General features: G+C 66.3%; 25 protein-coding genes. 18 read left to right on the forward strand and 7 right to left on the reverse strand.

The features are described from left to right. The first annotated feature begins 14 nt into the window (after positions 1-14). Positions 15-560, forward strand: coding sequence for a TspO/MBR family protein (locus O1A05_RS02030; RefSeq protein ID WP_270106436.1), 546 nt, complete (start codon positions 15-17; stop codon positions 558-560). A gap of 4 nt (positions 561-564) precedes the next feature. Here the strand turns inward: O1A05_RS02030 and O1A05_RS02035 are convergent, their stop codons facing one another. Genes O1A05_RS02035 through pyrE form a run of 3 tightly spaced genes read right to left on the reverse strand, consistent with a single transcriptional unit; the run spans position 565 to position 2,133 of the window. Beyond that, complete coding sequence (locus tag O1A05_RS02035; RefSeq protein WP_270106437.1) at positions 565-1,197, reverse strand: TrmH family RNA methyltransferase; 633 nt, start codon at positions 1,195-1,197, stop codon at positions 565-567. Beyond that, complete coding sequence (locus O1A05_RS02040) at positions 1,190-1,531, reverse strand: hypothetical protein (protein WP_270106438.1); 342 nt, start codon at positions 1,529-1,531, stop codon at positions 1,190-1,192. Before O1A05_RS02040 ends, O1A05_RS02035 begins: the two co-directional genes overlap by 8 nt. Positions 1,532-1,548: 17 nt before the next feature. Beyond that, positions 1,549-2,133, reverse strand: coding sequence for an orotate phosphoribosyltransferase (gene pyrE / locus O1A05_RS02045; protein ID WP_270106439.1), 585 nt, complete (start codon positions 2,131-2,133; stop codon positions 1,549-1,551). 160 nt (positions 2,134-2,293) lie between these two features. Here pyrE and O1A05_RS02050 point away from each other — a divergent pair, with 160 nt between their 5' ends. From O1A05_RS02050 to O1A05_RS02060, 3 genes are all read left to right on the forward strand, one after another. Further along, positions 2,294-3,169 (forward strand): shikimate dehydrogenase, encoded by an 876-nt coding sequence (locus O1A05_RS02050; RefSeq protein WP_270106440.1) that lies wholly within the window; start codon positions 2,294-2,296, stop codon positions 3,167-3,169. Between the two features lie 70 nt (positions 3,170-3,239). After that, positions 3,240-5,144: a bifunctional sugar phosphate isomerase/epimerase/4-hydroxyphenylpyruvate dioxygenase family protein gene (locus O1A05_RS02055; RefSeq protein ID WP_270106441.1), complete on the forward strand. Its 1,905-nt coding sequence runs from the start codon at positions 3,240-3,242 to the stop codon at positions 5,142-5,144. A 29-nt stretch (positions 5,145-5,173) separates the two neighbouring features. Next, positions 5,174-5,704 (forward strand): dihydrofolate reductase family protein, encoded by a 531-nt coding sequence (locus O1A05_RS02060; RefSeq protein ID WP_270106442.1) that lies wholly within the window; start codon positions 5,174-5,176, stop codon positions 5,702-5,704. Here the strand turns inward: O1A05_RS02060 and O1A05_RS02065 are convergent. Beyond that, positions 5,689-6,441: an SDR family NAD(P)-dependent oxidoreductase gene (locus tag O1A05_RS02065; RefSeq protein WP_270106443.1), complete on the reverse strand. Its 753-nt coding sequence runs from the start codon at positions 6,439-6,441 to the stop codon at positions 5,689-5,691. The genes O1A05_RS02060 and O1A05_RS02065 overlap by 16 nt on opposite strands. A 229-nt stretch (positions 6,442-6,670) precedes the next feature. Here O1A05_RS02065 and O1A05_RS02070 point away from each other — a divergent pair, with 229 nt between their 5' ends. After that, positions 6,671-6,844 carry an alcohol dehydrogenase catalytic domain-containing protein gene (locus O1A05_RS02070; protein ID WP_270107478.1) on the forward strand — a complete coding sequence of 58 codons (174 nt, stop codon included), beginning with the start codon at positions 6,671-6,673 and terminating at the stop codon, positions 6,842-6,844. 97 nt (positions 6,845-6,941) lie between these two features. Here O1A05_RS02070 and O1A05_RS02075 read toward each other — a convergent pair whose 3' ends face one another. Next, positions 6,942-8,342 carry an IS1380 family transposase gene (locus O1A05_RS02075; protein ID WP_270105289.1) on the reverse strand — a complete coding sequence of 467 codons (1,401 nt, stop codon included), beginning with the start codon at positions 8,340-8,342 and terminating at the stop codon, positions 6,942-6,944. Positions 8,343-8,454: 112 nt separating this feature from the next. On the opposite strand from O1A05_RS02075, the gene O1A05_RS02080 reads away from it, so the two are divergent. The 3 genes from O1A05_RS02080 to O1A05_RS02090 all read left to right on the forward strand — a co-directional run bounded on the left by O1A05_RS02080 (position 8,455) and on the right by O1A05_RS02090 (position 10,734). Next, a complete protein-coding gene (locus tag O1A05_RS02080; protein WP_270106444.1) occupies positions 8,455-9,174 on the forward strand; it encodes a zinc-binding dehydrogenase in 720 nt (239 codons plus the stop codon). A gap of 88 nt (positions 9,175-9,262) precedes the next feature. Continuing rightward, positions 9,263-9,934: a DUF4956 domain-containing protein gene (locus O1A05_RS02085; protein WP_270106445.1), complete on the forward strand. Its 672-nt coding sequence runs from the start codon at positions 9,263-9,265 to the stop codon at positions 9,932-9,934. Positions 9,935-9,951: 17 nt separating this feature from the next. Beyond that, complete coding sequence (locus tag O1A05_RS02090; RefSeq protein ID WP_270106446.1) at positions 9,952-10,734, forward strand: polyphosphate polymerase domain-containing protein; 783 nt, start codon at positions 9,952-9,954, stop codon at positions 10,732-10,734. 80 nt (positions 10,735-10,814) lie between these two features. Here the strand turns inward: O1A05_RS02090 and O1A05_RS02095 are convergent, their stop codons facing one another. Together O1A05_RS02095 and O1A05_RS02100 are read right to left on the reverse strand one after the other, a co-directional pair. Continuing rightward, a complete protein-coding gene (locus tag O1A05_RS02095) occupies positions 10,815-12,725 on the reverse strand; it encodes a DUF2075 domain-containing protein (protein ID WP_270106447.1) in 1,911 nt (636 codons plus the stop codon). Continuing rightward, positions 12,712-13,044: a nucleotide pyrophosphohydrolase gene (locus tag O1A05_RS02100; RefSeq protein ID WP_270106448.1), complete on the reverse strand. Its 333-nt coding sequence runs from the start codon at positions 13,042-13,044 to the stop codon at positions 12,712-12,714. Before O1A05_RS02100 ends, O1A05_RS02095 begins: the two co-directional genes overlap by 14 nt. A 131-nt stretch (positions 13,045-13,175) precedes the next feature. Here O1A05_RS02100 and O1A05_RS02105 point away from each other — a divergent pair, with 131 nt between their 5' ends. The 10 genes from O1A05_RS02105 to O1A05_RS02150 all read left to right on the forward strand — a co-directional run bounded on the left by O1A05_RS02105 (position 13,176) and on the right by O1A05_RS02150 (position 25,389). Further along, on the forward strand, positions 13,176-13,775 hold the full coding sequence (locus O1A05_RS02105; protein ID WP_270106449.1) for an exonuclease domain-containing protein: 600 nt from the start codon (positions 13,176-13,178) through the stop codon (positions 13,773-13,775). A 269-nt stretch (positions 13,776-14,044) separates the two neighbouring features. Further along, on the forward strand, positions 14,045-15,184 hold the full coding sequence (locus tag O1A05_RS02110) for an LLM class flavin-dependent oxidoreductase (RefSeq protein ID WP_270106450.1): 1,140 nt from the start codon (positions 14,045-14,047) through the stop codon (positions 15,182-15,184). A gap of 10 nt (positions 15,185-15,194) precedes the next feature. Continuing rightward, entirely contained in the window at positions 15,195-16,328 is a 1,134-nt protein-coding gene (locus O1A05_RS02115; RefSeq protein WP_270106451.1) for an LLM class flavin-dependent oxidoreductase, read from the forward strand. Then, positions 16,325-17,662, forward strand: coding sequence for an NtaA/DmoA family FMN-dependent monooxygenase (locus tag O1A05_RS02120; RefSeq protein WP_270106452.1), 1,338 nt, complete (start codon positions 16,325-16,327; stop codon positions 17,660-17,662). The genes O1A05_RS02115 and O1A05_RS02120 overlap by 4 nt, the downstream gene beginning before the upstream one ends. Next, positions 17,659-19,302 (forward strand): ABC transporter substrate-binding protein, encoded by a 1,644-nt coding sequence (locus O1A05_RS02125; protein WP_270106453.1) that lies wholly within the window; start codon positions 17,659-17,661, stop codon positions 19,300-19,302. Before O1A05_RS02120 ends, O1A05_RS02125 begins: the two co-directional genes overlap by 4 nt. 2 nt (positions 19,303-19,304) lie before the next feature. After that, entirely contained in the window at positions 19,305-20,252 is a 948-nt protein-coding gene (locus O1A05_RS02130) for an ABC transporter permease (protein ID WP_270106454.1), read from the forward strand. Positions 20,253-20,297: 45 nt separating this feature from the next. Beyond that, on the forward strand, positions 20,298-21,239 hold the full coding sequence (locus O1A05_RS02135) for an ABC transporter permease (RefSeq protein WP_270106455.1): 942 nt from the start codon (positions 20,298-20,300) through the stop codon (positions 21,237-21,239). 22 nt (positions 21,240-21,261) lie between these two features. Beyond that, a complete protein-coding gene (locus O1A05_RS02140; protein ID WP_270106456.1) occupies positions 21,262-22,950 on the forward strand; it encodes a dipeptide ABC transporter ATP-binding protein in 1,689 nt (562 codons plus the stop codon). Then, positions 22,947-24,071 carry an LLM class flavin-dependent oxidoreductase gene (locus O1A05_RS02145; protein WP_270106457.1) on the forward strand — a complete coding sequence of 375 codons (1,125 nt, stop codon included), beginning with the start codon at positions 22,947-22,949 and terminating at the stop codon, positions 24,069-24,071. Before O1A05_RS02140 ends, O1A05_RS02145 begins: the two co-directional genes overlap by 4 nt. After that, a complete protein-coding gene (locus O1A05_RS02150; protein ID WP_270106458.1) occupies positions 24,055-25,389 on the forward strand; it encodes an O-acetylhomoserine aminocarboxypropyltransferase/cysteine synthase family protein in 1,335 nt (444 codons plus the stop codon). Before O1A05_RS02145 ends, O1A05_RS02150 begins: the two co-directional genes overlap by 17 nt. Positions 25,390-25,391 lie beyond the last annotated feature (2 nt).

Raw genomic sequence — 25,391 nt, forward strand, 5'->3', positions numbered from 1 at the left:
GATGCGATGAAGTTATGGAGACCGTTGCCGGCAATACTGACGCCACATCGCACAGCTCCCAGCACCGGCATCCAGCACTGACGGTCACGATGTTGATCGTATTCCTGCTGGTTCCGCTGCTGGTGGGCTTCGTCGGCAGCCTGCTCACCGCAGACCAGGTCGACGGCTGGTACGCCTCGGCCAATCAGGCCCCCTGGACGCCGCCGAACGCGGTGTTCGGTCCCGTCTGGACGGCGCTGTACCTGACCATGGGTTTCGCAACCTGGCTCGTCTGGCTTCGCCCGGCGTCGTCGGGACGCCGCACCGCGCTGGCCTGGTTCATCATTCAGCTGGCACTCAACGCGGTATGGAGCCCCACTTTCTTCGGCGGCTATCCCCTTCTGGGTGCCGCCGCCCTGTGGCTCTCGTTCGCGATCATCGTCGCCCTGCTGGTCGGTCTGGTGATGACGATCCGCAGTTTCTGGAACGTACGCACCCTCGCCGCGGTGCTACTCCTCCCCTATCTGCTGTGGGTGACCTACGCCAGCACGCTCAATCTGTATATGGCGATCTTCAACTGAGGGGCTAGGGACCTCCGGGGATCTCGGCGTGCTGTCGAACCCAGGAATGCATCGCAATGCCGGCAGCGACCCCGGCATTAATCGATCGAGTGGAGCCGAACTGGGCAATCGACAATGTAGCCACCGCACCCTGGTGAATCTCCTCTGAAAGCCCCGGACCCTCCTGGCCGAAAACCAGCACGCACCGCTCTGGGAAGGAATAGGTTTCGATCGGCACCGAGTCCGGGAACAGGTCCACGCCCAGCACGGGTAGGTTCTCGGCCTTGGCCCAGCGCAGGAAGTCCGCCACAGTCGCGTGGTGGTGCACGTGCATATACCGGTCGGTGACCATGGCCCCGCGCCGGTTCCAGCGGCGGCGACCGATGATGTGCACCCCCGCGGCGTTGAAAGCATTCGCCGCACGCACGACGGTGCCGATGTTCATGTCGTGCTGCCAGTTCTCGATCGCCACGTGCAAACCATGGCGTCGCGTGTCCAGATCGGCCACGATCGCGTCGAGTGACCAGTACCGGTAGTGATCAAGGACGTTGCGCCGGTCTCCCTCGCGCAACAGCTCAGGATCCCAGTGGTCCCCTTCGGGCCACGGTCCTTCCCACGGCCCCACCCCGACTTCGCGGGGCTCAGCCTCCTCAGGCATGCGGACGGTCAGACAGTGCCCATGCGGCACCGGAAGCCACCCCGGTCACGGTCAGCACGGCAGGCCACGCGCCGATCTTCTTGGCCAGCGGGTGCGAGAGGCCGAAGCCGAGCAGATACACCGCCGACAGTGCGGCGGTGGTCCCGGCCCCGCGTTTGGCGGCCCAGGTGCGCCCGGCGTACACACCGGCAGCACCGAGGACCACACCGCCCAGAGCGCGCACCTTGGTCACACGAGCGGCGGCGAATCCGCCGATCAGTCCGGCGATCACCACCGGAGCGGTGTCGACAGTGTCGGCAGCGGGCAACAGGCTGGTGGCGTTCTTCTCAGTCATGGCTCGAGCCTATCCCTTCAGTCCAGACCGAGGTCGGACTTGGAGTAGGCGAACAGGTAGGGCACCCCGGCTTCATCGGCGATGCGCTCGGCAGCACCGGTGTCACGGTCCACAATCACCGCCACGGCTTGGATGTCGCCGCCAGCAGCGCGCACCCCTTCTACCGCAGTCAGTGCGGAACCGCCCGTCGTGGAGGTGTCTTCCAGCACGACGACTTTGCGTCCGTCCACACCCGGGCCTTCAACCTGGCGACCCATGCCGTAGGACTTCTGTTGCTTGCGCACCACGAACGCGTCGAGCTCGCGCCCGGCCGCACCCGCGGCGTGCAGCATCGAGGTGCCCACCGGGTCGGCGCCCATGGTGAGCCCCCCGGCGGCTTCGAACTCAATGCCGGCCTCGTCGAGGAGGTTTAGCATGACCCGACCCACCAGCGGCGCAGCTTCGTGGTGCAGGGTGATGCGGCGCAGATCGATGTAGTAGTCGGCCTCTTTGCCGGAAGAAAGCGTGACCTTGCCACGCACCACGGCCAGCTCACTGATCAGCTGGCGCAAGCGTTCACGGTCGGCGGCATGGTCGTGCACGGCGGAGTTCTCAGTAGTCATAGAACCATCCTAAACTCCCCTCGATTCTGCGTCCTGATCTACGGGCTTACACGAGCGCGGGCGGGACCCGGCCTCATCGGGTTAGACTATTGGCCAGATCACCGCAACCGGTTGCAAGCCGTTGTGCTGTCCTGTCTGCACCTTTGAGAAAGGCAACCTTATGAGCACTGTGTCCGAGTCCTACCTGGTCGGCCTCATCGGCGACGGCATCACCGCCTCGCTGTCCCCGCCCATGCATGAGAAAGAAGGACGCGAGCACGGACTGCTCTACCTGTACCGCCCGGTGGATCTGACCGCCCTCGAGCTGGGGCCGGAGCACGCCTCCCGCCTGCTGAAGACCGGCGTCGAGCTGGGATTCAACGCCTTCAACATCACTCACCCGGTCAAGCAGCTCATCATGGAGCACCTCGATGAGATCGACGACGACGCCCGCGCCCTGGGTGCGGTGAACACGGTGCTGATCCGCGATGGCAAGACCATCGGCTACAACACCGACTTCTCCGGATACACCACCGGGCTGGAGCACAACCTCGACAACCCCGACTACGGCAACGTGGTGCAGCTGGGCACCGGCGGCGCCGGAGCCGCCGTCGCCTATGCGCTCCTGCGCGCCGGGGCCGAAAAGCTCACGCTGATCGACCTCGACGCCGATCGTGCCCGCGAGCGCGCCGAAGCCCTGCAACAGCTGTTCCCGCAGCAGCAGGTCGTCGCCGTCGAGCACGGAAATTTGGAGACCGCCCTGAAAGACGCCACCGGCTTCGCCCAGTGCACCCCGGTGGGCATGAACATCCACCCGGGCCTGCCCGTGGATCCGACCTGGCTGCCCGAGAACTCATGGGTTTCGGACGTCATCTACCTGCCCCGCAACACCGAGCTCATCGAGGCCGCACGCGCCCGTGGCCTTCAGGTCGCCGACGGCGGCGGCATGGCCGTGGGTCAGGCAGTAGACGCGTTCAAACTGATCACCGGCATCGTCCCAGACCAGGCTCGGATGAACGAGCACTTCCAGCAGCTCTCCGCCGGACAGCAGGGTTAGTCCACGCCTCCGGTTTGCCCAGTACGATGGCAGAAGCAGCCACCAGGCCACACGCCGAATAAGGAGCACGATGCGCACGTCCATTGCAACCGTCTGCATTTCCGGATCTCTGGAAGAGAAGATGCGGGCCGCCGCGGAGGTTGGCTTCGATGGCGTCGAGATCTTCGAGCAGGACCTGATGACCTCGCCACTCTCCCCCGAGCAGGTGGTGGACCTGGCTCGGGAGCTCGGCATCACGCTGGACCTCTACCAGCCGTTCCGTGATCTCGAGGGTGTGAGCGAAGAGGTCTTCGCCGAGAACCTGTACCGCTTGGAAGAGAAATTCCGGCTGATGCAGCGCCTCGACATGGACCTGATCCTGATCTGTTCCAACGTCGGTACGGCCACGGACTGGAACGACGACGTCGCTATCGACCAGCTCGGCCGCGCCGCAGACCTGGGCGCGAAGTACGGCATCCGGCTGGCGTATGAAGCGCTGGCGTGGGGGCGCTATGTGAACACCTACGAGCACGCCTGGTCGCTGGTTGAGCAGGCCGACCGCCCGAACCTGGGCGTGTGTCTGGATTCGTTCCACATCCTCTCCCGGCGCTCGGACCCCTCGGCGTTCTCCACCATCCCGGCCGAGAAGATCTTCTTCCTCCAGTTGGCGGATGCCCCCGAGATGATGATGGATCTGCTCTCCTGGTCGCGCCACTACCGCAACTTCCCCGGCGAGGGTTCCTTTGACCTGGTGAACTTCATGGTGGAGCTGACCCGCGCCGGCTACACGGGCCCGGTGTCTCTGGAGATCTTCAACGACGTCTTCCGCCAGACCGACGTCGTGCGCACCACCCGCGATGCGCTGCGCTCCCTGGTGTGGCTGGCCGACGCCACTTGTGCCGCCCTGCCTGCTGCCGGCATCGACCCGCAGTCTGAGGCGAACACCATGGGGCTCGAGGCTCTGGAGCCGGTAGCCGCCCCCACCGGCTGGGACTACGCGGAGATCAAGGCCGAAGAAACCGAGGAGATCGCCACCCTGCTCACGCAGCTGGGCTTCACCGACCGCGGCATGCACCGCACCAAGGACGTGCGGCTGTTCGCCTCCGGCGACGCCCGGATTGTGCTCAACGAGCTGCCGCTGGGCGTGTCCGGCTCGGTGATCGCCGGCCTGGGCTTCCAGCTGCCCGACCCGAAGACCTCGGCCGACCGAGCCCGCCACCTGCAGATCCCGCCAGCCCACCGCGCCAACCGCGCCGACGAGATGGTGCTGCGCGGCGTCCTCGCCCCCGACGGCACCGAGGTGTTCTTCGCCCCCGAGCAGAACGGCTCGGCCCCCGGCTGGCTCACCGAGTTCGGCGATCCGGAGCAGCCGGTCGGCGAACACGAGCTGGTCACCGGTCTCGACCACGTGAACCTGGCCCAGCCGTGGCAGCACTTCGACGAGGCGATCCTGTTCTACACCGCAGCCCTCGGCCTGGGCACCCAGCCCCCGGCCGAGGTGCCCTCACCGCAGGGGCTGGTGCGCTCTCAGGTGATGCGTACGGAGGACGGCACCATCCGCATGCCGCTGAACATGGTGCCCCAGGTGCTCGATGTTGCCCCAACCCACAACCAAGGAACCGAGCGGGTACCCACCGGCAGCCACGATCAGATGCGCCGCTCCGCCTACCCGCAGCACCTGGCCTTCGCTACCGATGACATCGTGTCGCTGGCCCGCAATGCTGCCGCAGCCGGCCTGCGATTCCTGCCGGTCCCGGACAACTACTACGAGGATCTGCAGGCCCGGTTCCGGCTCGACGAGGAGTTCATGGACACCCTGCGTGAGAACCACCTGCTCTACGATCGCGACGATGAGGGCGAGTTCCTACACTTCTACACTCGCACCATCGGCACCGTGTTCTTCGAAGTGGTGGAGCGTCGCACCGGCTACAACGGTTACGGTGCACCGAATGCCCCGGTGCGCATGGCCGCCCAATACGCCATCGAGCGCTACTAATCGAGCGCCACTGTGAGTAGCCTGGCCCGATGACCACGCACTATTACACCGCGACCAGCCTCGACGGCTTCATCGCTAGCAAGGATCATTCTCTGGACTGGCTGTTCCGGCAGGAGTTCGACCCCGACGGACCCATGGGGTACCCAGGCTTCATCAAGAACATCGGAGCGCTGGTTTTGGGTGCCTCCACCTATGAGTGGGTGCGGCAGCAGCAGGACGAATGGGTCTACGAGGAACCAACATGGATCTTCAGCCACCGGGACCTCCCGACCCCTGAGGGCAAGGACGTGCGCGTCGTACAGGGCGAGATCAGCGAGGTGTTCCCGCAGATCGAGGCATCGGCCGGCGACAAAGACATCTGGGTGATGGGTGGCGGTGACCTGGCCGGCCAGTTCGCCGATGCCCAGCTCTTGGACGAGGTGTGGGTGCAGTACGCGCCCGTCACCCTCGGGACAGGCGCGCCACTGCTCCCACGCCAGTTACAGCTGGACTTGGTGGATACCGTGCAGAACCGCAGTTTCGTCTGCGCCCGGTATCAGGTCAATTACACGGCGGTGTAACCACCGTCCACCAGGTGGTAGCTGCCGGTGATGAAGGAGGCTTCCTCCGACAGCAGGAAGCGCACCAGCGTAGCCACCTCTTCAGCGCGGCCCAGGCGACCCAACGGGTGCTTCGCGATCAACGCGGAACGGAACTCCTCCGGCAGCCCCTGCAGCAGCGGGGTGTCAATGTAGGCCGGGCCCACGGAGTTCACGCGTAGACCCTGCGGCCCATACTCGGCGGCCGCGTTCTTTGTCAGGCCCACCACACCGTGCTTAGCGGCAGTGTAGGCACCGTTGCCCAGTGCCGCCACGGTGCCGTGGATGGAAGCCATATTCACGATCGAGCTTTCCGTCGCGCCTGCCTCCAGCATGGCCGGGATCTGGTAGCGCATGCCGTAGAGCACCCCGTTGAGGTTGATGTTGATGACGTTGTTCCAGTCGTCAATGTCCACCTCGCCCGCGGGTGCCTGGGCACCACCGATGCCGGCGTTGTTCACCGCGTAGTTCAGCTGCCCGAAGGTCGCGACCGTAAACTGCACGGCCATTTCGTTGTCCTCGGGCAGAGCCGTATTGGCTTGCACGGCAGCGGCTTCGCCACCGGCTTCCTTGATCTCGGCCGCCACACGCTCAGCGCCTTCGAGGTTCAGGTCAGCGACCACGACCTTCACGCCGCGCGCGGCGAGATCCTTGGACACAGCCTCGCCGATGCCCGATCCGCCGCCAGTCACGAGTCCTACTTTGCCGTCGAATGCCATTGCGCTACCTCCTGAGAAAAGGTTGTCATCGCGCCGCTGCACCTGCGTCGATACGATGGGGCCATGAGCGACGTTGAAAGGGATCATCACCATCATGACGAAACATCGAGATAGTGATACCCCTGAGCCTAGCCAGGCCTTCGGTTTTGCGGAATACGGGTCGGACAGGGTCACACAATTCTTCACCGTCTCTTCACCTCACCCGGATGCAGACCAGGTACTCATCGACATGACGGCCTCGGGAGTGAACCCCGCCGATATTAAAGTCCGCAACGGTGAGCGCCAAGGCTCGGTCCCAGTGGAGTTCCCGATGGCGATGGGCCGAGAAGCCGCCGGAGTCGTCTTAGCCTCGATCCACCGACGCGGGTTCAGGCCGGAGTGTGATTCCGGAAGCACCGGGTGAATCGATTTTGGGCGTGAGGAAGTAACCGGCCTCGCTGCCGGTGGTGTTCCACTGTTGGTCCTTCGGTCGTGCCGGGGCGCAGCGTTCGGTCGGTTGGCTATGCCGATTGTGGTGGCGGGTGGATGGCGGTGAAGAGCCGTTCGAGTCCCTGTTGCCAGGGCCAGGCCTCGGGCAGTCTGATTCGAATTTTGCGGGCGCTGGAGGCGATTCGGGCCGGGATGTTCACGAGTCTGGCCCGGATGGTGCCGGTGCGGGCTTTGGTGAAGGTGCCGGCGGCGAGGATCCCGGCGGTGCGGGTGAGGTTGTAGGCCATCACCGCGCAGACCAGCCAGGCGCTGTTGGCCCCGAAGTGGCCGGAGGGCAGGTGGGCCAGGGCGCTGTCTTTCAGGTCGGCGTTGACTTGCTCGATGATCGCGTGTTGCCGGTGGGTCCGGTCCGCGGCCACCGTGTCCAACACTTCCGGATCCACGGTGGTGAAGAAGGCGTGGAACCGGTGCGTGTCGAACAACGTCGGCTGCCCGTCGTCCTGCCTGAGGTTCAGTTCTGGGATGCGGCGCACCACCAGCCGTCCGGGGATCCGTTCGGCTTTCTTTCTCGAGGTGAACGCGGTGAAGGACACCTCGGCGACCTCGGCTTTGGAGGCCCAGGTGCCGGTGGTCTCGTCGTAGATCGCCTCGGGGTATTCGATGCCGGTCCAGGCATCGTCGGCGATGGTGGCGATGGCGGCCTTGACCGCCAGATTCATCCGCACGGTGACCGAGACGTCGGCACCGGCTTTCAACGCGGTGGCCACGGTGGCGTGCCCGTAGAAAGCCGAGTCGGCACGGACCAACATCCGGGCGCCAGAGTCCGGAGGCAGTCGCTTGAGCGTGGCCAGCGCGTCGGCGATCAACCGGCAGGCCCCGCGTGGGGAGCCCACCGCTCCGCGACGCAGACGCTGACCCAAGATCACCGGGGCCGCAGTCTCGGTGCTCGCCGTGGCCAGCAAGGCGTTGAGTCCACGCACGCCCGAGTATCCGTACCCGGAGCCCTGCTTCTGATAGCCGTGGACCTCGATGATCGTGTCGTCCACATCCACATAGACGAACTGTCCGGCGCCGGGGCTTCCCAGCACCGATGCCCTGACGGAGAGGTTGGCCAACAGTCCGGAGGCGACCGCGTCGAGCTGGCGGACGTGCCCGAAGGTGAACGCACGCAGGAACGAACCCAGGGTCGAGGGCGCGTAGCAGGCGTTGAAGATTCGTTTCATCGCCCCGTGGCGCAGGATGGCCATGTCGTCGATCGAGTCGGCTCCGGCGCACATGCCGGCCACCAGGGCCGCGATCTTGGCCCCGGCGTTGGCGCCCTTGTCGGTCGGCACCGTCAATCGCCCCTTGGCCAGCTGGTGCAGGCCGGCCTCGGCGGCCAGCTCCATCATCGGGACCAGTCCGGCGGAGCCGATGAGGTTCGGCTCGTCGAAGGAAGCTGACAGTGCGGAACGGGTGTGGGAAACTTGCATCTGCGAGATGCCCTCTCATCGCGGTGGAACGGAACCCTGAACAAGTGCCATTCTTCCCGGTCAGACGGGCATTTCGTTCTTAATTACGTACCAGTACCAAGCATGCTCATCGGTGGATCAAGGCTTAGCGGTGGGCGACAACGTGTCTCATGTGGCGCCGGGCGACCGAGTGTTTGGAGCCGCAGCCGCTGGCACGGGTACCTTCGCGGAGCGGGTGTTACTCTATTCCTCCAGCACCACACACATCCCGGACGGGGTCAGTGACGCGCAAGCCGCCTCCATCCCGGTCTCTATCGGCACCGCTTACGACGCCCTCGATGAGCTTGAGCTACCGGCCGGATCGACCCTGCTGGTGCTCGGTGCCGGCGGTGGCGTGGGCACCGCCGCCTGCGGGCTCGCCGCACTACGAGACGTGCGTACGATCGGTGTGGCCTCGAACGAAAAGAAAGAATTGGTCGAAAAGTTACGAGCCACCCACATCGAAAAAGGCGACGGGTGGATAGAGCGGGTGCGAGAGCTGGCACCCGAAGGAGTCGATGCCATCATCGACGCGGTCGGCGGCGAGACGCTGCGCGACGCCTCCACGTTGCTCAGAGCTCCGGGGGCGATCCGATCGGCAGCGGATCACCAACTGGCGTCTGACCTGGGCGGATCCGCTGTTCAGCGGCGGCGCACCACGGCCATTTTTGCGGAGATCGCAGAACTGATCAATCGAGGTTCTTTTAGCCCCGTCATCTCAGCCTCCTTCGATCTCGCACACGCCGCTGAAGCCGTGGCTGTCGTGGAGTCTGGCCACGCCGTGGGGAACGTGGTGATCACGCGTGACGAGTGAAAGATGAGAGTTGTCTCATAGTTCACTCATCGTTTACTCACAGTTTTATTCCAGAGTGGCGTCATCGAGATCCAAAAGGAGAGAGATCATGTCACTCATCATCGCCATCGCCACCGACCTCATCGCCATCACCATCCTGGCGTACGTCCTGTACTTCCGCCGACATCGCCGGAAGGATCTGTTGTTGTCCTACGTGGCGCTGAATATCGGCGTCCTCGCCGTCACGGTGGCGCTGGGCTCCGTGGAAGTCGGCATCGGACTCGGTATGGGCTTGTTCGGCATCCTCTCCATCATCCGCCTCCGGTCGGATCAGATCACCCAGCAGGAGATCGCCTACTACTTCACCTCATTGGCCCTTGGCCTGCTGGCCGGCCTGCACCCTGAGCCCATGTGGATCACCCCGGTGCTCTCCGCACTGGTCCTGACCGCGATGGCCGTGCTGGACTCCCCGCTGGTAGCACCCACGACGCATCGGCTCACGCTCACCGTTGACCGTGCCATCATCGATCATGACGAGCTGGTCAGCTACCTGAAGGATCTATTCCACGCTCAGCATGTACGCACTGAAGTGCTCGACATCGACCAGGTGCGCGACACCATGCTGGTGGACGTCCGCTACAAGGTGAAGCCCGGTGCCGGTGCCACGTGTGAGAACCAGCCCGCCCGTGCATCGCGAGAGTCCATCGGAGCCTCCCGTGCCGTGGACACGGGCCGCAACCACACAGTGCACGCCACCGCACACCAGGGGGCTGTCCGATGAATGCGACACCAGACACGATGACGTCCACGAGTCCACTCATCGACGAGATTGATGCACAGCTGGATCAACTGGCACCCATCACGCTGGATGAGATCAACACCGAGGCACGGTTGATGACCCGCGTGGACCGGAAGTACTTCCTGCCTCGCGGGCTGTTCTCCGACCTCATCGACGCCACCAGCGACGATTTTCGGGTGTTGACCATCGAGGAGAAGCGGCGGTTCATGTACCGCACCGTCTACTTCGACTCCCCCGAGTTTCGTTTCTTCCGCGACCACGTACAGCGGCGCCGTCACCGGTTCAAGGTGCGCACCCGCACCTATGTGGACACCGGCACTTGCCATCTTGAGGTGAAATCCAAGGGCTACCGAGGGCAGACCGTCAAACAGCGGATTGACCACCCCATCGAAGACCCCTGGAACCTCACCGAAGCCGGCACGGAGTTCATCGACTCGATCGTGGCGGGGGCTCCGGGGCGGACCCCACTGTCCGAGCAGCTGCAGCCGGTGCTGGAGACCATCTACGACCGGATCACCCTGTGCCACGACGGACAACGGCTGACCTGCGACTTGGATATTCGCGCGGTGTATGGCGACGACAGTCACGTCGGGCCACAGGATGTGCTGGTGGAGACGAAGTCCGAAGGCGGCGGAGGCCGCTGGGACCAGCTGCTCAAGGCGGCCGGCATACGGCCGCACCAGGTCAGCAAGTACTGTGTGGCGGCCGCGCTGCTCTACCCGGAGCTGCCCAGCAACCCGTGGGCTCGGACCATCGACCACTATTTTCGTCCGGCCGCGTAGGAGTCACGACCCAAGTTCTTGACGAGTGTGCCGACGTCATCAATGACGTCGGCACCCTTCTCGTTCAGGCCACGATGGAGTCATTCCCCCACATGAGGCGCCGGTTCGCGACGTTCCTCGATGTGTGGTTGCGCTTCTTCGCCGATTCCAGCCAAGTCGACGTCAGCAACACCGCCGACTCGATGCTGGAAGTCGTACCCGGCGCCCGTTGCATCCTGGCGAAGCTGTCCACTTCCCGTCGTCATATCCACTCTTGGTAGGTGCCGCAAGAAGTACTCACGCAGGTGCTCATCACACACATACAGGAACGTTCCCCGGATTCCTCGGCTCATCAGCACGGCGTAGATGTTTTGAACATAGGACAGGATGTCGTCGTCTGAATAGACGATGCCGAGAGTCCTGTTGTTTTCCCGTCCCTTCACATCGAAGTATTCCTTGCGATCGAAATACACAGTCTGCGTTTCTGGATTCATTCGAAGGTCGCGACCGATGATCACGCCTGCATAGTTCAGGTCGTACCCTTGAACCGTATGTATCGATCCGACTTCTTCGAGCGATGATTCGCTGTTGATCCAGTCGGTTGCCGTGGAATTCCACCGAAGTTGTACGCCGTCTTCTTCAATGTCGAATGCCGATTTGTCGGCTTTGGACTTCCACCGCCACGCGTACCCGGCAACGAGGCGGGCCAGCCCGAGTTCCTCGTCGCGGAGGCGAATGAGCTCGACCATGGTCTTCAAATCTGGAACGACGCCGAGCTCGTATTCTCCGAAGTCTTGCCCGTTGTTCTCCGTCAGTTTTCCTCGCACGAGATCCCGCACGAAGCCCAGATAGTCGGCCCCGGCACGCACGCGCATCTGAGTCTGGAGCTCGTAGTACCGATCGGCTGCCGAGGCACGATCAACCAGCCCACGCACGATCTCAGGACGAATATCAGCAGGGCGTACCGCTTGCGCCTCATCCATCAGGAGAATCCTGTGGCGCGATTGACGCTCGATCCAGTCCAGTTGCGTGAGCTCTGGTCGGTCTTCGCCGAACAGGGAGATATTGATGGCTTCGAAGTTCTTGTTCTGTGCCGCTGAGGGCTGGTTGGCTCTTTGGTTCAGTCGATGCGCTTCGTCCACGATCAGCAGGTCGAAAGGTTCTTCGGCCTTGCCGACGGAGAAGGGAGACAGCACCATGGTTTGGTCGAGGTCGGGGGTGTTCCGGAAGACCTTGGAAACTGACTCTCGAAGTGATTGCTGCGGAATCACCAGACCCACCTTGAATGACGTCAGAAGCTGTCGATTCGCGTCGGTGAAGAACTCGGAGAAGATGGTGTCACTGCTTCTCACTTCGTCTGAATCAAAGTGCTCGATGTCGCGCAGCAGCTTGATCAGATAGATCGCCAGCACAGTCTTGCCTGTTCCAGCTTTGCCCTGGATGACGGCGGTACTCTCGCGTCCGGACTTCAGATCGTCCAAAAGTCGCTCAATGATCTCCGACCCAATGATCGCCTGATCATGAGTCGGCGCTTTGAAGGGAGAGAGCTTGTAGAGGTCAAGATTCCTGATCTCCTGGACGCTGCGCGTGAAGAAATCGCGTCGGCGCAGCTCCTCGAATATTTCGTCGAACCGCTCAAGGTAATGCATCCGGTTGAAATAGTCGGAGTCGACGATTCCCTCGTTGCGATTGAGCACGCTGAACTTCCCGTCCCCCGCGAACAGCCGAATCAGAAACGATTCCAGGTCCAGGGCAGCCGACTTGTTGAAGTCGTCGTCGATGATGACATGCACCTGAGACAGTCGGCGCTTCTCTTCATGGTGGTGATGCTGTCGCAGACGCCCGATCGCGTTGCGCGTTTCGCCCACATAGATCTCGCCGTCATTGTTCAAGGTATAGACGACGGGCCAGTTCTCCAGTTTTGACCGTGACGGTTCGCCCGGAACGCGGGCGGCCAAAGCGGCGCCAGCAAGATGCTCAAGTTCCTGCCCAAGAATCTCAAAGCTGGTCATACTTGGTACTCCGCCCCCATGCCTTGTCGACCGGATACTTCGCGCGGGTCATCTCCAGCTTCTCCAGGATCAGCTCTTCCGGCGAGCGCCCGATTTTCGCCGACAGCAGGTAGGCGTACGTCAGGACGTCGGCCAGCTCACTTGCCACCGAGGCGCGGTCGCCCTCCTCGTGCCATTGGAAGCACTCCAACAGTTCACCGGCTTCCACCGCCACGGATTTTGCGAGGTTGTCGGCCCGATGGAACTGTTCCCAATCTCGTTCCTTCATGAACACCGACAGCGCATCCATGACCTGCGCACTCGACCATTGCTCGCTCATGCCTTCATCCTATGCAACCTTCGACGCCCGAGGAACGCCGGGATATGACGTCAGCTACGGCGACGGCTTATCTCGTCCTACCCCTCGGCCTACACTCACGGCGTCCCGATGTTCTCTCGAACGGATTCGCCATGGCTTCCTCCTTCCTCTCTCCCTCAGCCGGTCTGGATTTCGTCGCCGTCGACTTTGAAACAGCCAATCCTGACCCGTCTTCGGTCTGCCAGGTGGGTGTGGCACGGGTCCTCCGCGGCCAGATCGTGGCCACCGACAGCTGGTACGTGGTCCCTCCCACCGGGCCCGACTCCTTCGAACCGAGTTTCTCGGCCCTGCACGGCATCACCGCCGAGACCGTCCGCCGCGAAGGGTTCTCCTGGTACGACTCGCTGGATCACCTCCACCGGGTGACCCGCGCGCTGCCGCTGGTCGCGCACAACGTCGCCTTCGACCGCACGGTGTACCGCAAGGCCAGCGAGGCGATGGGCGTCCCCGCACGCGACGCCGACTGGTATGACACGGTCGTCCTGGCCCGGCGCCACGTCCCCGCCGCGAATCATCGACTCGACACCGTGGCACGGGCCCTGGGGCTGCCCTCATTCCACCATCACGAGGCGGAAGCTGATGCGGTGACCTGCGCCCAGATCGCGCTGACCATCGCCGCCCAGCGGGAGGTCACCAGCGTCACGGACCTCTGGGCGGAACCGTCCCGGTCGTGCGCGCCGCAGTCGGGGTGACCCCGCGGTGACGTCATCTGAGCGGCTTCGGCACCGATGAGGCCGCCACGCCGTCACGAACGGTCGTCATCGAGGGACTTATGAGCGGGCTCACGGCGGCGTCGTCGTGGAAAATCACCACGGTTCGACGGAATCATGCCGGACTGACGCTCAGGTGAGGGCAGCCTCAGCACGCCGGATCGGGGCCGCGAATGCCACGAAGCGGCGCGTGTTGCCATCCGTGAATCGGCGAGATGATCCCAGCGGAGAAGTCCTTCACAGTGGGGTGCATGACCACCCCGTTGAGCGTTTTCGATCTGACCCCGGTTCCCGCCGGTGCCACCGCGGCCGATGCGGTGCAGCACAGTCTTCAGCTGGCGCGACGTGCCGAGCGCGCCGGATACCACCGGCTCTGGTACGGCGAGCATCACCTGAATCCGGGCATCGTCGGGACCTCCCCCGCACTGTTCATCGCGCTGGCATCGACGGTCACCTCGACGCTGCGCTTGGGCTCGGGCGCGGTGCTGGCCGGGCATCGCAGCGCGCTGTCGATCGCCGAGGAGTTCGCGGTGTTGGAAGCCGCCGCGCCCGGAAGGATCGATCTGGGACTAGGCCGAGCGGGACTGCGCTCCGCGCCGGGAGCCGGTGAGTCTGCGCCGGCGGCGCGCGAGGATCGCTGGACCGAGGAGGGGCTGCGGCTGCCGGCGGCTCCGGATCTGAGCGGGCTGTTCGCCTCTCCTCGGTTTGCTGCTCAGCGTGCGTTGCTGAACCCGGCGCCCGAGACGCTGCCGACCTACTCCGAGTTCGTGGACCAGTTGCAGGGCTTTTTCGCTCACCGCGCCCAGGTCGATGGCGTGGAGCTGAATGCGGTGCATGCCTCGGTGGAGGCCCCTCAGCTGTGGATTCTGGGCAGCTCGCCCGGGGAATCGGCGCAGATCGCCGCCGAGCGCGGCCTGCCCTTCGCAGCGAATTATCATGTGGCACCCACGCAGGTGCTCGAGGCGATTGAGCACTACCGGACGCGCTTCCGGCCGGGGGTGCTGTCGGCGCCGCACGTGCTGGTCTCGGCGGAGGTGCTGGCGGCGGAGACCGAGGCAGAAGCCGAGCGGCTGGCCCGCGGCTACGGAGCCTGGGTGCATTCGATCCGCACCGGCTCCGGCGCGATCCCGTACCCGGCGCCCGACGACGAGCTGGCCGCACCGCTCACCGGTGCCGACGCAGCGCTGGTGGCGGACCGGGAGGCCACCCGATTCGTCGGCGACCCGGAGCAGGTGGCCCAGCGGCTGGGGGTGCTGCGCGATGCCACCGGAGCCGACGAGCTGCTGATCAGCACCATCACCCATGACCCGGATGCCCGCATCCGCAGCTTCGAGCTGCTGGCGGAGTCCTGGTCGACGACCGCACTGACCCCCACCACGGCGAGCCTGTAGGAGAGTTCCCATGACCACGACGCAACCGTCCACCTCGGCGAGCTTCCGCTTAGGTGCGGCCCTCAAAGACACCGGCTGGTCCGACACGGCACCGGCCTCCACGGTCGACCCGTCGGGCTGGTTGCGGCAGCTGCGCACCGCGGAGGAGGCCGGGTTGGCGTTCGCCACCCTGCACGACGCGTTCCGGTTCGAGGGTGCGCCCCGCCTCGACGCTGCGCTGCTGGGCTCCTGGCTGGCCGCGGGCACCGAGCGCATCGGCATCATCCCGACCGTGACCACCACCCACACCGAGCCGTTTCACGTGTCGAAGGCGCTCGCCACCCTGGACTACATCGGCACCGGTCGGGCCGGCTGGTTGGTGGAGGTCTCGCCCACCGCCGAGGAAGCCCAGCTGTTCGGCCGGGACCGCACCGATCTGGCGCCGTCGACCCTCTACGCCGAGGCCCAGGAGGCGGTGGATGTGGTGCGCCGGCTCTGGGACAGCTGGGAGGACGACGCCGAGATCCGCGATGCCTCCACGGGCCGGTTCATCGACCGGGAAAAACTGCACTACATCGACTACGAGTCGCCCCGGTTCTCGGTGAAGGGACCCTCGATCACCCCGCGTCCGCCGCAGGGTCAGCCGGTGGTGGCCTATGCCGGGCACACCCCGGAGCACATCGGCGCGGCACTGGACGGCGCGGACGTGCTGTTCGCGGCCCCGAGGGATCTGCGGGAGGCCGAGGCGATCATTCAGTGGGTGCGCCGCACTGAGACGGCCGGCGGCTCCCCGCGCACACCGCTGGTGGTGTACGCGGATGTGCCGGTGCGGCTGGGTAGCAGCACGACCAGTTCCACGGCGGGCACCGTTGAAGACTGGGGCTTCGGCGAGGTGCTGACCTCGGTGGAGCGCACCGCGGAGCGGCTGCAGGAGTTGCGGGATCTCGGATTCGCCGGGGCCCGGCTGCTGCCGGCCGTCCACGACACCGATCTGACGGCGGTACGCGATGACCTGGTTCCGGCCCTGCGCCAACTCGGGCTCTTCACCGAGGATGAGCCCGCCACGCTACGCGACGTCTTCGGGCTGGGCCCAGCCGTGAACCGGTACGCGCAGTCCGCCGTCGACACCACTTCCGCCCCCACCACGACAGGAGTCCTCTCATGACCGACGTTCCCCAGGTGATCCTCGGCGCGCACTTCCCCGGCGTCAATCACACCACCGTGTGGAGCGACCCGGCCTCGGGGAGCCACATCCACTTCGATTCCTTCGCCCGCTTCGCCCAGGCCGCCGAGCGCGGGAAGTTCGACTTCCTGTTCCTCGCCGAGGGGCTGCGGCTGCGCGAACAGGGCGGACACATCCACGACCTCGACGTCGTAGGACGTCCCGACACCCTGCCGGTGCTGGCCGGACTGGCCGCGGTGACCCAGCATCTCGGGTTGGCCGGGACGATCAACGCGACCTTCAACGAGCCGACGGAGGTCGCCCGCCAGTTCGCCACCCTGGACCATCTCTCCGCCGGACGGGCCGCCTGGAACGTGGTGACCAGCTCGGATGCCTTCACCGGCGAGAACTTCCGCCGCGGCGGCTACCTGCCCCGCGATCAGCGCTATGTGCGGGCCGAAGAGTTCCTCGACGCCGCCCGCGCCCAGTGGGACTCGTGGGAGGCACCGGCGGATGAGACGGCGGGCACCGAGCCCGCACCGTTCCAGGTGTCCTCCACCCAGTTCGAGATTTCTGGTCAGGTGACGTTCCCGCGCCCGCCGCAGGGCCATCCGGTGATCTTCCAGGCTGGCGATTCCGCCGCGGGACGCGACTTCGCCGCCCGCAACGCCGACGCCGTGTTCACCCGGCACGGGACCCCTGAGGCCGGGCGCGCTTTCTACGCTGACCTGAAGTCGAGGGTGGCCGCGGCCGGGCGCACCCCGGAGCACGTGAAGGTGCTGCCGGGCGCCACCTTCGTCGTCGCCGACACCGATGCCGAAGCGGTGGAGCTGGCCGACCACATCCGCCACCAGCAGGTCAGCGGCCAGACCGCGCTGCGGCTGCTGGAACAGGTGTGGAACCGAGACCTCTCCGGGTACGACCCCGACGGCCCCCTGCCCGAGATTGAGCCCGAGACCGGGGAAACGACCATCATCCAGGGCCGGGCCCGCCACGTGGACGATCCACATGAAGCCGTCGCGAAGCTACGCCGGCTGGCCGAGGAGCACGGCTACAGCCTGCGCGAGACGGCGATCGCCTCCCAGGCCCGTCAGAACTTTATCGGCTCCCCGCAAACCGTGGCCCACCAGATCATCGACGCGGTGGCCACCGGAGTCTCCGACGGATTCATCCTCGTCCCCCATCTCACCCCCTCCGGGCTGGACCCCTTCGTAGACCGGGTGGTGCCGCTGCTCCAGGAGCGCGGCGCCCTGCGCACCGACTATCCGGAGCGCGCCACCCTGCGCGACCTGCTGGGTCTGCCCACCCCCATCACGCTGAAAGAGAGCACCGCATGAACACCCCCATTCCACCCCGCTCCCTCCGGCGCTCCCGCGTCGCCCCGCTCGCACTGCTGACCGGCGCCGCGCTCGTCCTCGCAGGCTGCAGCGGTTCCGCCGGCGCCGGATCAGCCAACACCGACGCGGCCGAGGCCGGGGAGCCCGTCCACGGCGGCACCCTGCGGGTCGCGGTCGGCTCCGACGCGGGCTGTATCGACCCGCAGCAGGTGGGCAACAACGACTCCATCTACTCGTCCCGCCAGCTGGTGGATTCGCTGACCGACCAGGATCCGGAGACCGGGGAGATCGTGCCCTGGCTGGCCGAGGGCTGGGAGATCAACGAGGATGCCACCGAGTTCACCTTCACCCTGCAGGAGGGGGCCACCTTCTCCAACGGCGACCCGGTGGATGCCGAGGCGGTGGCCGCGAATCTTGACCGCGGCGTCGAGCTGGGGGCTAGGGCCTCACTGATTACGTCGTATCTGGAAGGGTACAGCGGCACGGAGATCATCGACGAGCGCACCTTCACCGTGACCTTCGACGAACCCTCCGCCCAGTTCCTGCAGGCCACCTCCACCCACACCTTGGGCATCCTGCACCCTGATTCCGCGGCGGCCAGCGATGACGAGCGCTGCACCGGGGTGATCGGTTCCGGGCCGTTCGTGTTGGAGAACTACTCTCCGAATGAGGGCAGCACGTTCACCGCCCGCGAGGACTACGACTGGGGCTCCTCGGTATGGGAGAACACCGGGGCACCCTATGTGGACGGCATCGAGTTCAGCATCGTCCCCGAATCCGGGGTGCGCGCAGGATCGCTGCAGTCGGGCCAGGTCGACCTGATCGGCAACATCGCCCCGCAGGACGCCGCCCAACTGACCGGTGTGGGCGCCCAACTGCTGGACCGCACCAACCCCGGCATCGCCATGGGACTGCGGCTCAACCACGACCACGAGTTCCTCTCCGACCCGCTGGTGCGCGAAGCCATCACCCGCGGCATCGACCGTGAGGAAATCGTCGACGTCACCCAGGTTGAGGGCACCCCGACCGCCACCAGCGTGCTTTCCTCCACCACACCCGGCTACACCGACGTCAGCGAGGCGCTCGAGGGCGACGACGAAACGGTGGAATCCCTGCTCGCCGAGGCCGGATTCGAGCAGGACTCCGAGGGGTACTGGAAGCGCGACGGGAAGCGACTGAGCTTCGAGATCCTCTGGTTCAACGTGGCCGCTTCCAATTCCGCCACCGTTGAGCTGATCCAGCAGCAGCTGGCCGGCCACGGCATCGAGGTCACCCTTCAGGAGGGCCAGGTCGCCGACTGGCAGAACAAGCTCAACGAGGGCGACTACGACGCGAATCTCAGCAACATCACTCGCGCCGACCCCGACATCCTGCGCTCCGAGTACCACACGGATCTGAAGAACCAGTCGCGCCTCGAGGCTTCCGAGCTCGACGAGCTGCTCGACGCCCAAGCGTCTGAGGGCGACGAGGAGGCGCGCAACGAGATCGTCGCCGACGCCCAACGCACCATCGTGGAGAACTACCGGCTGGTGCCGGTCTACGACCTCACCACCGTGCTGGCCGCCGGGGAAAACGTCCACGGCGTCCACTTCGATTCCGGTTCCCGGATCCACCTGAGCAACACCTGGATCGAGGACTGATCATGACCCGCTACATCGGCATCCGCGTGCTGCTGGCGCTGGCCGTGGCCTGGGCGGCGTACACGGTGACCTTCGTGATCCTGTACCTGATCCCGGGCGACCCGGTCTCCGCCATGGCCGCGGGCGGCATGGACGGCGGCACCGCCTCGGCAGAGCGGCTGGAGGCGCTGCGCGAGCAGTACGGGTTCAACGACCCGTTACCGGTGCAGTACGCCACCCACCTGCTGGCGGCGCTGCGCGGAGACTTCGGCGTCTCGGTGCAGACCGGTCAAGACGTGACGACGGCGATCGGACAGGTGCTAGCCCCCACCGCCCAGCTGGCCTCGGCCGCCCTGGTACTGGCACTGCTGCTGGGCGGCGGGCTGGCTGTCGCCGCCAGCTACACCCGCTCCGCCCGGCTGCGCGATCTGCTGCTGAGCCTGCCCCCGGTCTCGGTGTCGCTGCCCACCTTCTGGGTGGGGCTGTTGCTGATCCAGCTGTTCAGCTTCCAGCTCGGGCTCTTCCCCGCGATGGGCGACGACGGAATCGACGCCCTGGTGCTGCCCGCACTCACCCTGGCGCTGCCGATCGGAGCGATGATCGCCCAGGTGCTGGCCCGCTCCCTACTGGAGGCTTCCGGAGAACCGTACGTGGTGACCGCCCGGGCCAAGGGCATCACCCGGGGCGCGGTGCACACCGGGCACGTGCTGCGCAACGCTCTGCTGCCGGCGCTGACGATGGTCGGACTGATCGCGGGGAACCTCTTGGCCGGGTCCGTGATCGTGGAGACCGTGTTCGCCCGCCCCGGGGTGGGTCAGCTCACCGTGCAGGCGGTGACGCTGCAGGATCTACCGGTCATCCAGGGGGTGGTGGTGCTCGGCGCCGTCGTGTTCATCGCCGCGAACCTGGCGGTGGACCTGCTGCTGCCCCTGGTCGACCCGCGGGTGCGCGTCGGCCACTCGTACGCCTGAGCGCTGCCTGACCGAACGAGACGAACTGACGAAAACGAGGACATCATGACTTCCACCGTGACACCCCCGAGCACGCCGCCGACCGCGCTGGCGCCGGCGGCCTCGGTGCCGGCTGCACCGGTGACTGAACCCGGCTCGTCCGGTCCGCGCGGCCGCGCCGGACTCGGCCGCGGCAGCCGGCTCTCTGGGTTGCTGCGCAGGCCCGGGCTGGTGCTGAGCGTGCTGTTCCTCGGCCTGGTCGTGTTGGCAGCCTTCGCCCCCGGAGTCCTCGCACCCGGCGACCCGTACACCGGCGACACCGCCAGCGCGCTGCAGGCGCCGAGCGCTGCGCACTGGTTCGGCACCGATCACCTGGGCCGCGACCTCTACACCCGGGTGGTGCACGGCACCGCACTGTCGCTGCGCACCGCGCTGATCGCCGTCGTCATCGCGTTGGTCTCAGGCGGACTGTTCGGGGTGACCGCCGGATTCCTCGGTGGCTGGGTGGATCAGACCATTATGCGAGTGGTGGACGTGCTGCTGGCCATCCCCTCGCTGTTGCTCTCCCTGGCCCTGGTCTCCGCGCTGGGGTTCGGGTCCACGAACGTGGCCATCGCGGTGGCGCTGGGCTCGGTCGCGACGTTCGCCCGCATCGCCCGGTCCCAGAGTCTGCGGGTCTGCCAGTCCGTGTACGTCGACGCCGCCCGCTCGTTGGGCTCACGCTGGTACGTCACCCTGGTCCGGCACGTGCTGCCGAACTCGACGGGGCCGATCATCGCTCTGGCCGTGCTCGAATTCGGCACCGCCATCCTCTCCGTCTCCGCCCTAAGCTTCCTCGGCTACGGCGCACCGCGCCCGGCCCCGGAATGGGGCTCGCTGGTGTCGGAGGGGCGGAACTACCTGGCCGCGGCGAGCTGGCTGACCCTGCTGCCCGGGCTCGTCATCGCCGCCACCGTGCTCGCCATCAACAGCATCGCCCGCGCCCTTCCGTCCACGGTACGGACCTGAGAAGACCTGAGAGGACCTGATCATGACTGCTCTAGCAACCACCCGCGCTTCTGGCCCTGCCGCAGGATCTACCGCGACCGAACGGCTGGTCGTCGTCCGCCAGTTGCACGCCGACTACGACACACCCCGCGGCCCGGTCCCCGCCCTGCGTGGGGTCGACTTGCAGATCCAGCGGGGCGAGATCACCGCGGTGGTGGGCGAGTCCGGTTCCGGGAAATCCACGCTGGCGCACGCGCTCATCGGGCTACTGCCCGCCAACGGACGGATCGTCTCCGGAGCGATCTCCTTCGGCGATCTCGACCTGCACGGGCTCTCCGAGCGTCGGTTCCGTGCCCTGCGCGGAACCCGGATCGGCCTGGTGCCGCAGGACCCCACGGTGTCGCTCAACCCCGTCCGCACCATCGGCGACCAGGTTGCCGAGGCCGTCACCGCCCACCGTCGGCTCCCGCGCGCCTCGGCTCGCGCCCGTGCGGCCGAACTGCTGGAGCAGGCCGGCATCGACCGCCCACCACTGCGGCTGCGCCAGTACCCGCACGAACTCTCCGGGGGCATGCGCCAACGGGTGTTGATTGCCATCGCCCTGGCCGGCGACCCCGACCTGATCATCGCCGACGAACCCACCTCCGCCCTCGACGCCACCGTGCAGAAACGCATTCTCGATCACCTCGAGGAGCTCACCCGAGCCCAGGGCATCTCGGTGCTGCTGGTCACCCACGATCTCGGGGTGGCCGCCGAGCGCGCCGACCGGATCGTGGTGATGAACCAAGGACGCGTGGTCGAGACCGGCACCCCCGCCGAGGTGCTGGAGAACCCCACCGACGCCTACACTCGCCGCCTGGTGGCCGCCGCCCCTGGGCTGACCTGGAACGAGGACTACCGCGAGCCGGTGAGTCCGGAGTCCCCGGTGCTGCTGCGCGCCACCGACCTGACCCGGACCTTCCGGATGCCCGGCACCACCGGCAAGAACACCGAGCTGACCGCCGTGGACCGGGTGAGCTTCGAGATCCTCCGCGGCGAAACCCTCGCCCTGGTGGGAGAATCGGGCTCCGGAAAGTCGACGACGGCGAAGCTGGTGCTCGGTCTGGAGAGTCCCAGCTCCGGGCGCGTCGAGTTCGACGGTGTCGACGTCGGCTCCCTGGGGCGGGAACAGTGGCGGCAGCTGCGGCGTCGGGCCCAGCTGATCTATCAGAACCCCTACGCCTCCCTGGATCCGCGCTTCACCCTCGAACAGCTCATCACCGAACCGTTGGATGCGTTCCGGGTGGGCACTCGCGCCGAGCGCCGGGCCACCGCTGCCCGGCTCCTGGAGCGCGTGGCCCTGCCTGCTGACTATGCGCAGCGCTCCCCGGCCGAGCTCTCCGGCGGCCAGCGCCAGCGAGTGGCGATTGCCCGCGCCCTGGCGCTGAACCCAGACCTGGTGGTGTGCGACGAACCGGTCTCCGCCCTCGACGTCTCCGTTCAAGCCCAGGTGCTCGAACTGCTCTCCGAGCTACAGCGCGATGAGGGGCTGACCTACCTGTTCATCACCCACGATCTCGCCGTCGTACGTCAGCTCGCCCACCGGGTGGCGGTGATGCGCTCCGGGCAGATCGTGGAGTTGGCACCCACCCGGCGCATCTTCACCGCCCCGGAGCATGACTACACCCGAGAGCTGCTGGGTTCCATCGCCGGCACTGCCGCCGGCGCCGTGACAGAAGGAGTCACCCCATGAGAATCCTGCTGCTCACCCTCATCACCCACCTGCCCGACCCGGTCACCGGCACCGTCGAGCCCACGCACGATCGGCTGCGCCGGGTGATCGAGACCGGGGTGGCCGCCGAGGAGCTCGGCTACGACGGGTTCGCCGTCGGCGAGCGCCACGAGCGCCCCTTCATCTCCTCCGCTCCGCCGGTGGTGCTCAGTCATCTGGCGGCGCGGACCTCCCGGATCCGGCTGTTCACCGGGGTCACGACGCTGAGCCTGCTCGATCCGGTGCGCGCCTACGAGGACTACGCCACCTTGGATCAGCTTTCGTCCGGACGGTTGGAGCTGATGATCGGCAAGGGCAACGGCACCGCCCAGCGCGAGCTGTTCAGCATCACCGAGGAAGACCAGTGGGAGCGCAACCGTGAATCCTACGAGCTGTTCCGCACCCTGTGGCAACGCGCCAATGAACCGACCGGCCAGCAGAACGTGACCTGGTCCGGGCGCTTCCGCCCTCCCCTCCACGACGCCGAAGTGTGGCCGTTGCCCTACCAGCCGCAGCTGCGTGTCTGGCACGGTTCCGCTACCAGCCGCGCCTCCGTGGATCTGGCCGTGGAGTACGGCGAGCCACTGTTCTCTGCGAACGTCACCTATGGGATCGAGCCCTACCGCGAACTCATCGACTACTACCGCCGGTCCTGGGCCGAGGCCGGACGCAACCCCGCCGATGCCCTGGTGGGCGCCGGCACCGCCGGGTTCCTGGTGCAGCCCACCAGCCAAGCGGCACTGAACCTGTTCCGTCCGGTGTTCGACGCCCGTTCGGCAGCTGCCCGCGCCGCCGGGCTGCCCTCCCCCTGGCGCGACTACACCGATTTCCTCGAGAACAGCTCGGCACTGGTGGGTTCTCCAAGCCAGGTGATCGAGAAGGTACACCGCTACCACGAGGCCTTTGGCCACGACGTGATGCACCTGTCCGCCGACGGCGAGGGGCTCACACCCGGACAGCACCGCACCATGCTCGAGCTGTTCCAGAACGACGTCGCACCCGAACTGCGTCGGCTCTTCCCGTCGCGCCCACTCAAGCCTTTGGGAACGACCTCGACTACCCCGACTACCCCTTCGGAGGCCCACCATGTGTCCGCAGTCTGACTCCACCGCCACCACACAGATTCACGGCGGCAACCCGGCCGCAGTGTTCCACGCCGCCCCGGTCGCACCCCCGGTGCACCTCTCGGCGGCGTACTCCTTCTCGCGGCTCGCCGATGCCCGAGAGGCTTTCGCCCAGCGGGTCCCGGCGTTCACCTACGCCCGCACTGGCAGCCCGACCGTGGCCTTGCTCGAACGGCGCTTGGCAGAACTTGAGGGCGGCACCGGCGCGGTGGCCACCGCTTCTGGGCAGGCTGCGCTGACGGTCTTGTTGCTGACGCTAGCCGGCCACGGTGGGCACATCGTCGCTTCCGAGCGCATCTATGGAGGCACCGCCGACCTGCTCAATGACACGCTGGCTGATGCCGGTCTCACCGTCACCTGGGTGGACCCGCACTCCCCGACGGCCTGGGAGCACGCCATCACCGCCGATACCCGGGCGCTGTTGGTGGAGGCCATCGGCAATCCGCACGCCGACCTCGCGGATCTGCCCGCCCTGGCCCGGATCGGCCGCGAGCACGACGTTCCGCTCGTCGTCGATTCCACCCTGGCCACCCCCTACCTGGTGCGCCCGGGCGCCATGGGTGCGGACTTTGTGGTGCACTCAGCCACCAAGTACCTCACCGGAAATGGCTCCGCGCTCGCCGGAGTCGTCATCAACACCGGCAATTTCTCGCCGCTGCGCCGCCCCGAGCGCTGGCCGCAGTTCACCGAGCCCACCGCCCGCTTCGGCTACGAGTCCCTCACCGATCGGTTCGGGGCCGACGGCGCGGTGCTGCACTTGGCGCGCGCCAAGTACCTGCACGATCTCGGACCAACGCTGGCGCCCTGGAACGCCCAGCAGGTGCTGGACGGCATCCAGACCCTGGACGTGCGCATGCAGCGCCACTGCGTCACCGCCGAAGACATCGCCCGGCGGCTGAACCAGCACCCGCTGGTGTCTCGGGTCCGTCACCCCAGCGTGCCGGGTTCTCGTGATGCCGCCGTGGCTCGCCGTGATTACCCGCGCGGCACCGGAGCGGTGCTCTCCTTCGAACTCGAGGGCGATGAGGCCACCGTGGAGCGGTTCATCGACGCGCTCGAGCTGATCATCCTGGCCGCCAATATTGGCGATGCCCGCACCATGGTCTCCCACCCGATCTCCATGACCCACTGTCGCCTCTGTCCCGAATTACTGGAGCACGGAGAGATCACGCCCACCACCGTGCGCCTGGCCGTGGGCCGCGAAGACCCGGATGATCTCTGGGCCGATTTGGAACGCGGCTTCGCCGCCGCCCTTGCCGAGGCCCCCGCCATTCCGACCGCAACCACCGCGAGGTAACC

Source organism: Citricoccus sp. NR2 (assembly GCF_027594385.1).
GTDB lineage: Bacteria > Actinomycetota > Actinomycetes > Actinomycetales > Micrococcaceae > CmP2.

What these genes read in the sequence shown, in the direction of transcription:
- O1A05_RS02115 (WP_270106451.1), top strand. Translation starts at nt 15,195, where the DNA reads ATGACCACGACGCAACCGTCCACCTCGGCGAGCTTCCGCTTAGGTGCG.
- O1A05_RS02140 (WP_270106456.1), top strand. Translation starts at nt 21,262, where the DNA reads ATGACTGCTCTAGCAACCACCCGCGCTTCTGGCCCTGCCGCAGGATCT.
- O1A05_RS02035 (WP_270106437.1), bottom strand. Translation starts at nt 1,197, where the DNA reads ATGCCTGAGGAGGCTGAGCCCCGCGAAGTCGGGGTGGGGCCGTGGGAA.
- O1A05_RS02065 (WP_270106443.1), bottom strand. Translation starts at nt 6,441, where the DNA reads ATGGCATTCGACGGCAAAGTAGGACTCGTGACTGGCGGCGGATCGGGC.
- O1A05_RS02150 (WP_270106458.1), top strand. Translation starts at nt 24,055, where the DNA reads ATGTGTCCGCAGTCTGACTCCACCGCCACCACACAGATTCACGGCGGC.
- O1A05_RS02100 (WP_270106448.1), bottom strand. Translation starts at nt 13,044, where the DNA reads ATGAGCGAGCAATGGTCGAGTGCGCAGGTCATGGATGCGCTGTCGGTG.
- O1A05_RS02040 (WP_270106438.1), bottom strand. Translation starts at nt 1,531, where the DNA reads ATGACTGAGAAGAACGCCACCAGCCTGTTGCCCGCTGCCGACACTGTC.
- O1A05_RS02075 (WP_270105289.1), bottom strand. Translation starts at nt 8,342, where the DNA reads ATGCAAGTTTCCCACACCCGTTCCGCACTGTCAGCTTCCTTCGACGAG.
- O1A05_RS02095 (WP_270106447.1), bottom strand. Translation starts at nt 12,725, where the DNA reads ATGACCAGCTTTGAGATTCTTGGGCAGGAACTTGAGCATCTTGCTGGC.
- O1A05_RS02060 (WP_270106442.1), top strand. Translation starts at nt 5,174, where the DNA reads ATGACCACGCACTATTACACCGCGACCAGCCTCGACGGCTTCATCGCT.
- O1A05_RS02130 (WP_270106454.1), top strand. Translation starts at nt 19,305, where the DNA reads ATGACCCGCTACATCGGCATCCGCGTGCTGCTGGCGCTGGCCGTGGCC.
- O1A05_RS02145 (WP_270106457.1), top strand. Translation starts at nt 22,947, where the DNA reads ATGAGAATCCTGCTGCTCACCCTCATCACCCACCTGCCCGACCCGGTC.
- O1A05_RS02070 (WP_270107478.1), top strand. Translation starts at nt 6,671, where the DNA reads ATGACGGCCTCGGGAGTGAACCCCGCCGATATTAAAGTCCGCAACGGT.
- O1A05_RS02125 (WP_270106453.1), top strand. Translation starts at nt 17,659, where the DNA reads ATGAACACCCCCATTCCACCCCGCTCCCTCCGGCGCTCCCGCGTCGCC.
- O1A05_RS02030 (WP_270106436.1), top strand. Translation starts at nt 15, where the DNA reads ATGGAGACCGTTGCCGGCAATACTGACGCCACATCGCACAGCTCCCAG.
- O1A05_RS02105 (WP_270106449.1), top strand. Translation starts at nt 13,176, where the DNA reads ATGGCTTCCTCCTTCCTCTCTCCCTCAGCCGGTCTGGATTTCGTCGCC.
- O1A05_RS02055 (WP_270106441.1), top strand. Translation starts at nt 3,240, where the DNA reads ATGCGCACGTCCATTGCAACCGTCTGCATTTCCGGATCTCTGGAAGAG.
- O1A05_RS02135 (WP_270106455.1), top strand. Translation starts at nt 20,298, where the DNA reads ATGACTTCCACCGTGACACCCCCGAGCACGCCGCCGACCGCGCTGGCG.
- O1A05_RS02110 (WP_270106450.1), top strand. Translation starts at nt 14,045, where the DNA reads ATGACCACCCCGTTGAGCGTTTTCGATCTGACCCCGGTTCCCGCCGGT.
- O1A05_RS02050 (WP_270106440.1), top strand. Translation starts at nt 2,294, where the DNA reads ATGAGCACTGTGTCCGAGTCCTACCTGGTCGGCCTCATCGGCGACGGC.
- pyrE (WP_270106439.1), bottom strand. Translation starts at nt 2,133, where the DNA reads ATGACTACTGAGAACTCCGCCGTGCACGACCATGCCGCCGACCGTGAA.
- O1A05_RS02085 (WP_270106445.1), top strand. Translation starts at nt 9,263, where the DNA reads ATGTCACTCATCATCGCCATCGCCACCGACCTCATCGCCATCACCATC.
- O1A05_RS02120 (WP_270106452.1), top strand. Translation starts at nt 16,325, where the DNA reads ATGACCGACGTTCCCCAGGTGATCCTCGGCGCGCACTTCCCCGGCGTC.
- O1A05_RS02090 (WP_270106446.1), top strand. Translation starts at nt 9,952, where the DNA reads ATGACGTCCACGAGTCCACTCATCGACGAGATTGATGCACAGCTGGAT.